This window comes from Neobacillus sp. Soil_C_43, assembly GCF_057656715.1.
The window spans coordinates 15,467-29,770 of sequence record NZ_JBDGJV010000023.1; the positions used below are offsets into that span (position 1 = coordinate 15,467).

At 40.0% G+C, this 14,304-nt stretch carries 14 protein-coding genes and 1 other annotated feature; all 14 genes read left to right on the plus strand.

The annotated features are described in order from the left end of the window. Positions 1-3 precede the first annotated feature (3 nt). The 14 genes from AC3A54_RS22475 (at position 4) to rpsL (ending at position 14,304) form a co-directional block, all read left to right on the plus strand. Positions 4-513 (plus strand): NYN domain-containing protein, encoded by a 510-nt coding sequence (locus AC3A54_RS22475; RefSeq protein ID WP_335544678.1) that lies wholly within the window; start codon positions 4-6, stop codon positions 511-513. A 69-nt stretch (positions 514-582) separates the two neighbouring features. Next, entirely contained in the window at positions 583-1,233 is a 651-nt protein-coding gene (gene sigH / locus AC3A54_RS22480) for an RNA polymerase sporulation sigma factor SigH (protein WP_335544677.1), read from the plus strand. Positions 1,234-1,350: 117 nt separating this feature from the next. Continuing rightward, positions 1,351-1,497: a 50S ribosomal protein L33 gene (gene rpmG, locus AC3A54_RS22485; protein ID WP_308081580.1), complete on the plus strand. Its 147-nt coding sequence runs from the start codon at positions 1,351-1,353 to the stop codon at positions 1,495-1,497. A gap of 47 nt (positions 1,498-1,544) precedes the next feature. Further along, the gene (secE, locus tag AC3A54_RS22490; RefSeq protein ID WP_308081579.1) at positions 1,545-1,727 is read left to right on the plus strand and encodes a preprotein translocase subunit SecE; all 183 of its coding nucleotides are present in this window, start codon (positions 1,545-1,547) and stop codon (positions 1,725-1,727) included. A 138-nt stretch (positions 1,728-1,865) separates the two neighbouring features. After that, positions 1,866-2,399, plus strand: coding sequence for a transcription termination/antitermination protein NusG (gene nusG / locus AC3A54_RS22495; protein ID WP_308081578.1), 534 nt, complete (start codon positions 1,866-1,868; stop codon positions 2,397-2,399). 220 nt (positions 2,400-2,619) lie between these two features. Next, complete coding sequence (gene rplK, locus AC3A54_RS22500) at positions 2,620-3,045, plus strand: 50S ribosomal protein L11 (protein ID WP_071458930.1); 426 nt, start codon at positions 2,620-2,622, stop codon at positions 3,043-3,045. 103 nt (positions 3,046-3,148) lie between these two features. Further along, positions 3,149-3,847 (plus strand): 50S ribosomal protein L1, encoded by a 699-nt coding sequence (gene rplA, locus AC3A54_RS22505; protein WP_308081577.1) that lies wholly within the window; start codon positions 3,149-3,151, stop codon positions 3,845-3,847. 54 nt (positions 3,848-3,901) lie between these two features. Continuing rightward, positions 3,902-4,048: a sequence feature (ribosomal protein L10 leader region), on the plus strand. A gap of 33 nt (positions 4,049-4,081) precedes the next feature. Next, on the plus strand, positions 4,082-4,582 hold the full coding sequence (gene rplJ, locus AC3A54_RS22510; protein ID WP_308081576.1) for a 50S ribosomal protein L10: 501 nt from the start codon (positions 4,082-4,084) through the stop codon (positions 4,580-4,582). A gap of 55 nt (positions 4,583-4,637) precedes the next feature. Then, on the plus strand, positions 4,638-5,000 hold the full coding sequence (gene rplL, locus AC3A54_RS22515; protein WP_066321249.1) for a 50S ribosomal protein L7/L12: 363 nt from the start codon (positions 4,638-4,640) through the stop codon (positions 4,998-5,000). A 126-nt stretch (positions 5,001-5,126) separates the two neighbouring features. Beyond that, the gene (locus AC3A54_RS22520; protein WP_487656307.1) at positions 5,127-5,726 is read left to right on the plus strand and encodes a class I SAM-dependent methyltransferase; all 600 of its coding nucleotides are present in this window, start codon (positions 5,127-5,129) and stop codon (positions 5,724-5,726) included. Positions 5,727-5,982: 256 nt separating this feature from the next. Further along, positions 5,983-9,543: a DNA-directed RNA polymerase subunit beta gene (rpoB, locus tag AC3A54_RS22525; RefSeq protein ID WP_335544675.1), complete on the plus strand. Its 3,561-nt coding sequence runs from the start codon at positions 5,983-5,985 to the stop codon at positions 9,541-9,543. A gap of 223 nt (positions 9,544-9,766) precedes the next feature. Next, entirely contained in the window at positions 9,767-13,366 is a 3,600-nt protein-coding gene (rpoC, locus tag AC3A54_RS22530; RefSeq protein WP_308081573.1) for a DNA-directed RNA polymerase subunit beta', read from the plus strand. 163 nt (positions 13,367-13,529) lie between these two features. Further along, a complete protein-coding gene (locus AC3A54_RS22535) occupies positions 13,530-13,778 on the plus strand; it encodes a 50S ribosomal protein L7ae-like protein (protein ID WP_308081572.1) in 249 nt (82 codons plus the stop codon). Between the two features lie 103 nt (positions 13,779-13,881). Then, on the plus strand, positions 13,882-14,304 hold the full coding sequence (gene rpsL / locus AC3A54_RS22540) for a 30S ribosomal protein S12 (RefSeq protein WP_026565517.1): 423 nt from the start codon (positions 13,882-13,884) through the stop codon (positions 14,302-14,304).

Here is a 14,304-nt window from a genome sequence, read left to right on the forward strand (position 1 = left end):
TTTATGGATATCCTGCTTGTCGACGGATATAACATTATCGGAGCATGGCCAGAGCTTAGGGAATTGAAGGATCGGGATCTACCTGCTGCACGGGATCGCTTGGTGGAAAGAATGGCCGAATATCAAGCGTTCTCTGGTTTCCGCGTCATTGTTGTATTTGATGCCCATTATGTTCAAGGAACAGAAAAAAAGTATAACAATCACAAGGTAGAAGTGATTTTTACAAAAGAAAATGAAACGGCAGATGAGCGGATTGAAAAAATGGCTATTAGTCTGAATAATCGAAGGACGCAAATCCATGTGGCAACATCCGATTTCACAGAGCAATGGGCCATTTTTGGACAAGGTGCCTTAAGAAAATCCGCTCGTGAACTGCTAATAGAAATGTCATCGATAGAAAAGGGAATTGAGAAGAAAGTAAAGAAGATTCAAGAAAAAAAACCCGTAACCAAAATACCGATTAGTGATGAACTGGCAGAAATTTTTGAAAAATGGCGCAGAGGACAGAAATGAGCGATAGACTTCAAAAATTTTCTAATGTATACTATTAGTATCTATGCTTGTTCGGTGGAGGGGATCTACTTGAGTACGGACTTCGGGACAAAGGTCAACGAACATTTTTTCGTAATGGAAGATGAGGAAATAGTCGATTTAGTGCACCAAGGTGATAGTGAAGCGTTGGATTATTTAATCCATAAGTATCGTAATTTTGTACGTGCAAAAGCAAGATCCTATTTTTTAATTGGAGCGGATAAGGAAGATATTGTCCAAGAAGGCATGATAGGGCTGTATAAGGCCATTCGTGACTTCCGTGAGGACAAGCTTACCTCCTTTAAAGCATTTGCTGAGCTGTGTATCACACGTCAGATTATTACAGCCATTAAGACCGCAACCAGGCAGAAACACATTCCGTTAAACTCTTATGTATCTCTGGACAAGCCTATCTATGATGAAGAGTCTGATCGTACGCTGATGGATGTCTTATCTGGTGCTAAGGTATTGGACCCGGAAGAATTGATTATTAATCAAGAAGAATTTGATCACATAGAGATTAAAATGACTGAATTATTAAGCGATTTAGAAAGAAAGGTACTGGCTCTCTACTTAGACGGCCAATCCTATCAGGAGATTTCTGAAGAGCTAAATCGTCACGTAAAATCCATTGATAACGCACTACAACGCGTGAAACGGAAACTGGAACGATATTTAGAAATTCGTGAATTCTCACTATAAATTAGCAAAAAGAGGAAATGGCGTTCTTGTGAATCCGCTCCCAATGTTATTGACTTTAATGAGGGGTCATGTTACATTTTGGAGGATGTAAAAGAAATTTGTTTGAAGGTGTCGAATATGAGTAAAAAAGTAATTCTTGCATGTGCTGATTGTGGCTCTAGGAATTATTCGACCATCAGCAAGCAGGAGCAAACAGAAAGATTGGAATTGAAAAAATTCTGTAAAACCTGCGCCACCCATACAATCCACAGGGAAACAAAATAATTTAGATAGATCTTTGCAGTTATTTTTAGATTTTGGGGGTTACAGATATGCAACGCATAACGAAGTTCTTCAGTGATGTTTTACGCGAAATGAGAAAAGTTAGCTGGCCAAAGCGCAGTGAGCTGACTCGTTCTACTGTTACCGTTTTATCTACTGTTGTTTTTTTCGCAGCATTCTTTGCTGTTCTTGATTTAGGAATTTCAAAATTGATTCGCTTAATTCTTGAATAATAAACCAACTTTCATGGTATAATGGTAAACATCAAAGGAAATTTTAGCTAAAAACCCGTTTTGACGGGTTTTTTATTTGCTTAAAAAATAGTTTTTATCTTTTAGGAATAGGGAGGGACGGACGTCTAGTCCTCTTAAATGGAAAAAAATTGGTATGTAGTCCATACTTACTCAGGTTATGAAAATAAAGTAAAGGCCAACTTAGAAAAGCGTGTCGAATCAATGGGCATGTCGGATAAAATCTTCCGCGTAGTTGTTCCAGAAGAAGAAGAAACAGAAATAAAAAACGGTAAGAAAAAGGTAGTAAAACGTAAAGTATTCCCTGGATATGTACTTGTTGAGATCGTCATGACAGATGATTCTTGGTATGTCGTACGTAATACACCAGGTGTCACTGGGTTTGTTGGATCGGCTGGATCAGGTTCAAAGCCAACACCACTATTACCAGAAGAAGTAACAGTTTTACTGAAGCGCATGGGCGTTGAAGAAAAACGTGTGGATATTGATTATGAAATTGGTGAAACGGTCCGCGTAAAAGAAGGTCCTTTTGCAAACTTCACTGGATCTATTGAAGAAATGGACAAGGACAAAGCGAAACTTAAAGTTCTTGTAAATATGTTTGGTCGAGATACTCCGGTTGAACTTGATTTTACACAGATTGAAAAACTGTAAGAAATACCTTGATAAGGCGTTTTTTAAAGAAAAATAATCTGATATTGTAAAAAAACTTGAAATCATTTTTAAAAAGTGGTAATATTTCATAGGTCAGTATGTCTCCAATGGGGACATGACTTTTGTAAAGTTCTTTATGATTATAATATAAAGACTATTGTTGAGTGGGAGGGGTAAATACCCCATTAACCACATCACGGACTTTAAGGAGGTGTGTCTCGTGGCTAAAAAAGTAATTAAAATGGTTAAATTGCAAATCCCTGCTGGTAAAGCTAACCCAGCGCCACCGGTTGGTCCTGCATTAGGTCAAGCAGGTGTTAATATCATGGGATTCTGTAAAGAATTTAACGCCCGTACAGCAGATCAAGCTGGTTTGATTATCCCTGTTGAAATCACGGTATTTGAAGACCGTTCATTTACATTTATTACGAAAACTCCTCCTGCTGCCGTTCTTTTGAAAGTAGCAGCTGGAATCCAGTCTGGTTCAGGTGAACCTAACCGTAATAAAGTAGCAACAGTAAAGCGTGATAAAGTACGCGAGATTGCGGAACAAAAAATGCCTGACCTAAACGCAGCAAGCGTTGAAGCAGCAATGCGCATGGTTGAAGGTACTGCACGCAGCATGGGTATCGTAATCGAAGATTAATCCATGTTAGTTTTATTGTTGTAATGAGTGGGGTTGCGTTATTACGCAACCTTTATTCGTGGGAGGTTATTCCGCTAAAACCACATTCTAGGAGGAAATAAAAATGGCTAAAAAAGGTAAAAAGTATTTAGAAGCTGCAAAGCTTGTAGATCGTTTAACAGCATATCCAGTTGCAGAAGCAATTGATCTTGCGAAGAAAACTAACTTCACAAAATTTGACGCTACTCTTGAAGTGGCTTTCCGCTTAGGCGTTGATCCTAAGAAAGCTGACCAACAAATCCGTGGTGCAGTTGTGCTTCCAAACGGAACTGGTAAAACTCAACGCGTTTTAGTATTCGCGAAGGGTGAGAAAGTGAAAGAAGCAGAAGCAGCTGGTGCTGATTATGTAGGTGATTCTGAATACATCAACAAAATCCAACAAGGTTGGTTTGAATTTGATGTAATCGTAGCAACTCCTGACATGATGGGTGAAGTTGGTAAACTAGGACGTGTATTAGGACCTAAAGGCTTAATGCCAAACCCTAAAACAGGTACAGTTACATTTGATGTAACAAGAGCGATCAACGAAATCAAAGCAGGTAAAGTTGAATACCGTGTTGACAAGTCTGGTAACATTCATGTACCAATCGGTAAAGCATCTTTCGAAAACGAAAAGCTTGTTGAAAACTTCCAAACTGTGTTTGAAACATTGCTTAAAGTTAAGCCATCTGCTGCAAAAGGAACTTATATGAAGAACGTTACTGTTGCTTCAACTATGGGACCTGGCGTGAAGGTAGATCCTTCTTCAGTTACAGCTAAGTAATTTTTACCAATTGACATTCTGAAATGCATTTTATATAATGTATTTTGTTGTTTAATATAATAAACATTTGTACTGTAGACAGCAGGGGCATTATAGCTTAATAACCTGCCGAGGTAATGCGATAGAATTGGCTGAAAACTTTCGGCTGTTGTATGCTGCCTCCATGTCTTATGATCGATATGGAGGCTTTTACTTGCCTGGTATAAATGTAGACAATCTACAGGAGGTGTAAAGATGAGCAGTGCAATCGAAGTAAAAAAACAAATAGTTGACGAAATTACTGATAAGTTAAAAGCAAGTGTATCAACTGTCGTTGTTGATTATCGTGGTCTTTCAGTTTCTGAAGTAACTGAACTTCGTAAACAACTTCGCGAAGCAGGCGTTGAATTTAAAGTTTACAAGAATTCAATGGTACGCCGTGCTGCTGATGCTGCTGAGCTTTCTAGCTTAAATGATGCATTAACAGGTCCTAACGCAATCGCGTTCAGTACTGAAGATGTAGTAGCGCCAGCTAAAATCTTGAATGACTTTGCTAAAAAGCACGAAGCGCTTGAACTTAAAGCGGGTGTAATTGAAGGAAACGTCGCATCAGCTGAAGAAATTAAAGCTCTTGCTGACCTACCATCACGCGAAGGCTTGCTTTCTATGCTACTCAGCGTACTACAAGCTCCAATTCGCAATCTTGCTCTTGCTACAAAAGCAGTTGCAGATCAAAAAGAAGAACAAGGCGCGTAAGTTAATCTGAAGCCTACCAAATAAAATGTAACCAATACTAAGGAGGAAATTAATCATGACTAAAGAACAAATCATTGAAGCAGTTAAATCTATGACTGTTTTAGAACTTAACGATCTTGTAAAAGCAATCGAAGAAGAATTCGGCGTAACTGCTGCTGCTCCTGTAGCAATGGTTGGCGGCGCTGGTGCTGCTGCTGTTGAAGAGCAAACTGAATTTGATGTAATCCTTGCTAGCGCTGGAGATCAAAAAATCAAAGTTATCAAGGTTGTTCGTGAAATCACAGGCCTTGGTCTTAAAGAAGCAAAAGATCTTGTTGACAACACTCCAAAAGCAATCAAAGAAGGCGTGTCTAAAGAAGATGCTGAAGCAATCAAAGCTAAGCTTGATGAAGTTGGAGCTAACGTTGAAGTTAAGTAATAACCATATAAAAAAGCTCGCTGTATAAGCGGGCTTTTTTTGGCTATTTTAAGAACGGAAGTGCTTGAATAGTTAAAAGGAATTCCTCGTTTTTCTTCATTATATACTCCTCGGGAGGTGAGCTTTATGTCTGAACACTACTATTCTCGTACCCAGAAGGTTGAAAGTGATCCGAAATTTTGGGATTTTATGTTAAAAAATAACGTCTTCCGTTTTAAGACGGATAACGGTGTTTTTTCAAAAAGAGAAGTAGATTTTGGCTCACGTTTATTGATTGAGTCTTTTGAAATGCCTCAGACAGAAGGATTCGTTCTGGATGTAGGTTGCGGCTACGGTCCTATCGGTTTGTCTATTGCGAAACAGTATCATGATCGTGTGGTTCATATGGTAGATGTGAATGAACGGGCGATTCAACTGTCAAAAGAAAATGCAGCATTAAACAAGATTGAAAATGTTAAAGTGTATGAAAGTGACAGGCTAATAAATGTAAATGAAATGAATTTTGCTGCAATCCTAACCAATCCGCCTATAAGAGCGGGAAAACAGACAGTGCATGATATTTTTGAACAAAGCTACAATCATCTTGTTTCGAAAGGTGAGCTGTGGGTAGTTATTCAAAAGAAGCAAGGTGCACCATCTGCCATTGAAAAATTAAAGACACTATTTTCCGAAGTAGAGACTATTGACAAATCCAAGGGTTATTTTATTGTTAAAGCGATAAAGTAGTTGACTTGGAATTTGCGTTGTGGTAGCATTATAAAATGCCATCATAATAATTTCCGAATTATTCCTTAAAATACTGAAGTTTATAGTATAAAAAATGGATAAGAAGGAAATGATGACAAAATAATAGTCAAAATGTGAAAATGTGGTTTTTGAGTAAAAAACCCTTTTTCTTTTTGTCTAATGAGAAGGGTTATTTTTCCTTCCGGTAGACGTTAATAGATTTATTAAAAAACGCTTGATTTGAGGGGTGAATCAGTTGACAGGTCAACTAGTTCAGTATGGACGACACCGCCAACGAAGAAGTTACGCACGAATCAGTGAAGTTTTAGAATTACCAAATCTTATTGAAATCCAAACCTCTTCATATCAATGGTTTCTGGATGAGGGATTGCGTGAAATGTTTCAAGATATTTCACCGATCGAAGACTTTACTGGTAACCTATCACTGGAATTTATTGATTACAGCCTTGGCGATCCAAAGTATTCTGTAGAAGAATCAAAAGAACGGGACGTTACATATTCTGCTCCATTACGTGTAAAAGTACGTCTTGTGAACAAAGAAACAGGCGAAGTAAAAGATCAAGATGTGTTCATGGGTGATTTCCCACTTATGACTGAAACAGGTACGTTTGTCATTAATGGGGCAGAACGCGTTATTGTTTCACAATTAGTGCGTTCACCGAGCGTTTACTTTAGTGGTAAACTTGATAAAAATGGAAAAAAAGGATTTACAGCTACTGTAATTCCGAACCGCGGCGCTTGGCTGGAATATGAAACAGATGCCAAAGATGTCGTATATGTGAGAATAGATCGTACTCGGAAACTGCCCGTTACGGTTCTTTTGCGTGCATTAGGCTTCGGCTCTGATCAAGAAATCATTGAATTGATTGGAGACAATGAGTATATTCGTAATACTCTTGAGAAGGACAACACAGAAGGTGTGGATAAAGCGCTTCTTGAAATCTATGAGCGTCTACGTCCAGGTGAACCACCTACAGTTGATAACGCAAAAAGCTTATTAGTTTCTCGCTTCTTTGATCCAAAGCGCTACGATCTTGCAAATGTAGGACGTTATAAAATTAATAAGAAGCTTCATATTAAAAACCGTTTATTTAACCAACGTTTAGCAGAATCGCTTGCCGATCCTGAAACAGGTGAAATTATCGCTGAAAAGGGAACCGTTCTAGATAGAAGAAACCTAGATAGAATTATCCCGGCACTTGAAAAGAACATTAATTTCAAAGGCTTTAATCCTGCTGGCGGTGTGGTTGAGGATGAAATCACTTTACAGGGCATTAAGATTTATGCACCTGGTGATGAAAATGAAAAAGTAATTAATGTATTGGGTAACGCTTATGTGGCGGAACCAATTAAAAATATTACACCTGCCGATATCATTGCTTCTATCAGCTACTTCTTCAATTTATTGCATGGAGTAGGCGATACAGATGATATCGACCATTTAGGGAACAGACGTCTACGTTCTGTTGGTGAATTGTTGCAAAATCAATTCCGTATCGGTTTATCCCGTATGGAACGTGTGGTACGTGAAAGAATGTCTATTCAAGATACAGCAACAATCACACCACAGCAGCTAATTAATATTCGTCCAGTTATTGCATCGATCAAGGAGTTCTTCGGAAGCTCTCAGTTATCTCAGTTTATGGATCAAACAAATCCACTTGCTGAATTAACGCATAAGCGCCGTCTATCTGCACTCGGACCTGGTGGTTTAACACGTGAGCGCGCAGGCTTTGAAGTTCGTGACGTTCACTATTCCCACTATGGACGTATGTGTCCGATTGAGACGCCGGAAGGTCCAAACATTGGTTTGATTAACTCGCTATCATCTTATGCAAAAGTAAACCGGTTCGGATTTATTGAAACACCTTACCGTCGTGTTGACCCTGACACTGGCAAGGTAACAAGCCGGATCGATTACTTAACAGCGGATGAAGAGGATAACTATGTAGTCGCACAGGCGAATTCCCGTCTTGGTGATGATGGTTCGTTCGTTGATGCAGATATTGTTGCGCGTTTCCGTGGTGAGAACACTGTTGTTAATCGCGACCGTATCGATTATATGGATGTATCACCAAAACAGGTTGTTTCTGCTGCAACAGCTTGTATTCCGTTCTTAGAAAACGATGACTCCAACCGTGCCTTGATGGGTGCAAACATGCAGCGTCAAGCAGTACCTCTTATGCAGCCAGAGGCTCCAAGAGTTGGTACAGGTATGGAATATGTATCAGGAAAAGACTCCGGTGCAGCCGTCATTTGTAAGACTGATGGTATCGTAGAACACGTTGAAGCTCGTGAAGTTTGGGTTCGTGAAATGAAAGAAGTAGATGGCCAAGAAGTAAAAGGCAATCTTAAGAAATATCGTTTATTAAAGTTTATCCGTTCTAACCAAGGTACTTGCTACAACCAACGTCCAATCGTTGCTGTTGGTAATCGAGTGAAAAAAGGTGAAATTCTTGCTGATGGTCCTTCAATGGAATTAGGTGAGTTAGCACTTGGACGTAACGTTCTTGTTGCCTTTATGACTTGGGATGGATACAACTATGAAGATGCGATCATTATGAGTGAGCGTCTTGTAAAAGACGATGTGTATACATCCATTCATATTGAAGAATATGAGTCAGAATCTCGAGATACAAAGCTAGGACCTGAAGAAATTACACGTGATATTCCAAACGTAGGTGAAGATGCACTTCGTAATCTGGATGAGCGCGGTATTATTCGCACAGGTGCTGAAGTAAAAGATGGTGACCTTCTAGTTGGTAAGGTTACGCCAAAAGGTGTAACAGAATTAACGGCTGAAGAACGTCTATTACATGCAATCTTTGGAGAAAAGGCCCGTGAAGTTCGTGATACGTCATTGCGAGTTCCACATGGCGGCGGCGGTATTGTTCATGATGTTAAAGTCTTCAATCGTGAAGATGGAGATGAACTGCCACCAGGTGTTAATCAGCTTGTTCGCGTTTATATCGTTCAGAAGCGTAAGATTCATGAAGGCGATAAAATGGCAGGACGACATGGTAACAAAGGGGTTATCTCAAGGATTTTACCAGAAGAAGATATGCCTTATTTACCAGATGGTACACCAGTCGATATCATGTTAAACCCATTAGGGGTACCTTCACGTATGAACATCGGTCAGGTGCTTGAGCTTCACCTTGGTATGGCTGCAAGAGCACTTAATATTCACGTTGCCACTCCAGTATTTGATGGTGCGCGTGAGGAAGATGTTTGGGGAACAATTGAAGAAGCAGGTATGGCTCGCGATGCGAAAACTGTCCTATATGACGGCCGCTCTGGAGAACCATTTGATAACCGTGTATCCGTTGGTGTCATGTATATGATTAAGCTGGCTCACATGGTTGACGATAAACTTCATGCTCGTTCAACTGGACCATACTCTCTTGTTACACAGCAGCCACTTGGTGGTAAAGCACAATTTGGTGGACAGCGTTTCGGAGAGATGGAGGTATGGGCACTTGAAGCTTACGGTGCTGCATATACTCTTCAAGAAATCCTTACTGTTAAATCAGATGACGTCGTTGGTCGTGTGAAAACATATGAAGCCATTGTTAAAGGTGAAAATGTTCCAGAACCAGGCGTTCCTGAGTCATTTAAAGTATTAATTAAAGAACTTCAGAGCTTAGGTATGGATGTAAAAATCCTATCTGGTGATGAAAAAGAAATAGAAATGCGCGACACGGAAGACGAGGATGACTTACAACAAGTCGATACGTTAAACATTGTTCCAGATGCGCCAAGCCTTGAATCTGAAAAAGTGGGTTCAAAAGAGTAAACAATTAAATATCTGAGCTACAGCGCACAACCCGTGTGTGCGCTGTACGCTTTTAATTAATCTAGTTGCAGCGCGCAGCCCCTCGAGGTCAAATAACCTCCAACCAAAAAGTCAAAAAACGACTTTCCGACTGGAGAACATTTGCTTGTCGGGGCTAACCCGCGCGCTTCCACTTTTTATTGCATTAGGGTAAAACCTGGATATCGAAAGGGAGGTAGGCCCCTTGCTTGACGTTAATAATTTTGAGTATATGAAAATTGGTCTTGCTTCACCGGATAAAATCCGTTCATGGTCATTCGGAGAAGTGAAAAAGCCAGAAACCATTAACTATCGTACGTTAAAGCCTGAAAAGGACGGTTTGTTCTGCGAACGAATTTTCGGTCCAACAAAGGATTGGGAATGTCATTGCGGTAAATATAAGCGTGTCCGTTATAAAGGCGTCGTTTGTGACCGATGTGGGGTTGAAGTAACTCGTGCAAAAGTCCGTCGTGAGCGTATGGGTCACATCGAACTCGCAGCACCTGTATCTCATATTTGGTATTTCAAAGGAATCCCGAGCCGAATGGGACTTGTTCTAGATATGTCCCCTCGTGCATTAGAAGAAATTATTTACTTCGCTTCTTATGTAGTAACAGAATCAGGAGATACTGCTCTTGATAAAAAGCAGCTTCTATCTGAAAAAGAATATCGTGCCTATCGTGAAAAGTACGGAAACAAATTCCAAGCTGCCATGGGCGCTGAAGCGATTAAAAAACTTCTTTCTGATATCGATTTAAATAAAGAAGTAGATATTTTAAAGGAAGAACTAAAAACAGCACAAGGTCAACGTCGTACACGTGCCATTAAGCGCCTCGAAGTGTTAGAAGCATTCCGTGGTTCTGGAAACGAACCTGATTGGATGATTCTTGACGTACTGCCTGTTATTCCTCCTGAACTTCGTCCAATGGTTCAATTGGATGGAGGAAGATTTGCGACTTCTGACTTAAACGATTTATACCGCCGAGTAATTAACCGTAACAACCGCTTAAAGCGTTTATTAGACCTTGGTGCACCAAGCATCATCGTTCAAAACGAAAAGCGTATGCTCCAAGAAGCAGTTGATGCCTTGATAGATAACGGTCGTCGTGGCCGTCCAGTTACAGGACCTGGTAACCGTCCGCTAAAATCTCTTTCACATATGTTAAAGGGTAAACAAGGACGTTTCCGTCAAAACTTGCTTGGTAAGCGTGTTGACTATTCTGGTCGTTCTGTAATCGTTGTAGGTCCAAACTTAAAAATGTATCAATGTGGTCTTCCTAAAGAAATGGCACTTGAACTCTTCAAGCCATTTGTTATGAAGGAGCTTGTTGAAAAAGGTTTAGCCCATAATATCAAATCTGCTAAACGTAAAATTGAACGCGTATCTCCAGATGTATGGGATGTACTTGAAGATGTTATTAGAGAGCATCCAGTTCTCTTGAACCGTGCCCCTACATTGCATAGATTAGGTATCCAGGCATTTGAACCAACACTTGTTGAAGGACGGGCGATTCGCCTTCACCCACTTGTATGTACAGCATACAATGCGGACTTCGATGGTGACCAAATGGCTGTTCACGTACCACTTTCATCTGAAGCGCAAGCGGAAGCTAGATTATTAATGCTTGCAGCGCAAAACATCCTAAACCCTAAAGATGGTAAACCGGTTGTTACTCCTTCCCAGGATATGGTGTTAGGTAACTATTACTTAACTCTAGAGCGTGAAGGTGCAGTCGGTGAGGGTATGATTTTCAAAGATACAAACGAAGCTATTCTTGCATATCAAAATGGATATGCTCATTTCCATACTCGTGTAGCGGTTCATGCTGGATCATTAGGAAATGAGACTTTCTCTGAAGAACAAAATAATAAGCTATTAATAACTACGGTAGGTAAGCTTATTTTTAATGAGATTCTTCCGAAGTCCTTCCCATATATCAATGAACCAACTCGACATAACCTAGAAGTTGAAACACCTGCCAAGTATTTTGTTGAAAAAGGTGAAGATATTCTAGCTAAAATCAAATCAATGCCATTAGTAGATCCGTTTAAGAAAAAAATCCTTGGTAATATCATTGCAGAAGTATTTAAGCGATTCAAAATTACTGAAACGTCTAAAATGCTTGACCGCATGAAAGATCTTGGATTTAAACATTCAACAAAAGCTGGTATTACCGTTGGTGTAGCTGACATTGTCGTACTTGGCGAGAAACAGCAAATCCTACAAGAAGCTCAAGGTAAAGTTGATAACGTGACAAAGCAATTTAGACGCGGTCTTATTACCGAGGAAGAGCGTTATGATCGTGTGATTGCGATATGGTCTCAAGCTAAGGATGTTATTCAAGGCAAACTGATGAAATCCTTAAATAAGACGAATCCTATTTTCATGATGAGTGATTCTGGTGCCCGTGGTAACGCATCTAACTTTACACAGCTTGCTGGTATGCGTGGTCTGATGGCCAACCCGGCTGGTCGTATCATTGAGTTACCAATTAAATCAAGTTTCCGTGAAGGCTTAACCGTATTAGAGTACTTTATCTCTACGCACGGTGCGCGTAAAGGTCTTGCTGATACAGCCCTTAAGACTGCTGACTCAGGTTACTTAACACGTCGACTTGTTGACGTTGCTCAAGATGTCATTGTCCGTGAAGACGATTGTGGTACAGATCGTGGATTTATAATTAGTGCATTAAAAGATGGTACAGAAATCATTGAAGGACTTGATGAGCGTTTAATTGGACGTTATGCACGTAATCCAATTAAGCACCCTGAAACAAAAGAAGTACTTGTTCCTGAAAATGGTTTAATTACAGAAGATTTAGCAGAAATCATTGTCGGTGCAGGAATTGAAACTGTAAAAATCCGTTCGGCATTTACTTGTAATACACGCCATGGTGTATGTAAGAAATGTTATGGCCGTAACTTGGCAACTGGTCAGGAAGTTGAAGTGGGTGAAGCAGTTGGTATTATTGCTGCTCAATCCATTGGTGAACCAGGAACACAGTTAACCATGCGTACCTTCCATACTGGTGGTGTTGCGGGAGACGATATTACCCAAGGTTTACCGCGTATCCAAGAGATTTTCGAAGCGCGTAACCCTAAAGGTCAAGCTGTTATCTCTGAAATTGAAGGTGTAGTTGTTGGAATTAATGAAGGACGTGACCGTCAGCATGAAATCGTCGTTCAAGGCGAAGTTGAATCACGTACTTATAACGCTCCATACACAGCACGTTTAAAAGTGGCGATCAATGATAAGGTTGCTCGTGGTCAAGAACTTACTGAAGGTTCAATTGATCCGAAAGAGTTAATCAAAGTCAAAGACGTTACATCGGTTCAAGAGTACCTATTGCGTGAAGTACAAAAAGTTTACCGCATGCAAGGGGTAGAAATTGGCGATAAGCACGTGGAAGTAATGGTTCGCCAAATGTTACGTAAAATCCGTGTTGGTGATGCAGGTGAAACAGAAGTACTTCCAGGTACACTACTTGATATTCATCAATTCACTGATGCTAACGAAAGGGCGTTACTTGAGGGCAAATTGCCTGCAACAGGCCGTCCGGTGTTACTTGGTATTACAAAAGCATCTCTTGAAACGGATTCATTCTTGTCTGCGGCATCCTTCCAAGAAACTACAAGAGTTCTTACAGATGCGGCGATCAAAGGCAAGCGTGATGAATTACTTGGCTTGAAGGAGAATGTTATCATCGGTAAGCTTGTTCCTGCTGGAACAGGAATGCAACGCTACCGTAAAGCGGAGCCAGTTCTTCGTGATACAACCTCTGAAGAGACCGTTTTGATTGACTAAGTAAGATAACGGTACCTGCATTATTGCAGGTACCGTATTTTAAGAAAAGATTACCAAATGCTATCTTGAATAAAATATCGAAACATTTGTTGACATCTATTTGGTAAGATGATACTATATCAAAGGTGCTCCTATTCATTTGATACTTTGGAGGATATGATTTATGTCTTATGAAAAAGTATTTCAGGCACAAAAGTTTGTTATAGGAACAAAACAAGCAGTTAAAGCACTTAAGGAAGGTAATGTACAAGAGTTAGTCGTTGCAAGCGATGCTGAACCAAAGGTTACAGCTAAAGCTGTAGAAGTAGCTCTTGGCATAGAAGTTCCGGTTCGATATGTAGATTCGATGAAAAAACTCGGAAAAGCATGTGGAATTGAAGTTGGTGCCGCAACTGTCGCAATTATCCGTTAAAAACTGTTTTTGTAGATAGAGTAGTCTGCAAAAACTTTGTTTTTGCAAAAAAATGAACCACCTGGATGTGTGGGCTTACAATTAATGAAGGGAGGAAAAATACATGCCTACTATTAACCAACTAGTGCGCAAGCCTCGTCAATCAAAAGAGGAAAAGTCAAAATCACCTGCGCTAAACAAAGGTTATAACAGCTTCAAGAAATCACAAACTAATGTATCTTCACCACAAAAACGTGGAGTATGTACTCGTGTTGGTACAATGACACCAAAGAAACCAAACTCAGCGTTACGTAAATATGCTCGTGTACGTTTGACAAATGGTATCGAGGTGACTGCATACATTCCTGGTATCGGACACAATCTTCAAGAGCACAGCGTTGTTCTTATTCGTGGAGGACGTGTAAAAGACTTACCAGGGGTACGTTATCACATCGTACGTGGAGCTCTTGATACTGCTGGTGTAAACAACCGTATGCAAGGTCGCTCAAAATATGGTACTAAGAGACCAAAAGCAGCTAAGAAATAA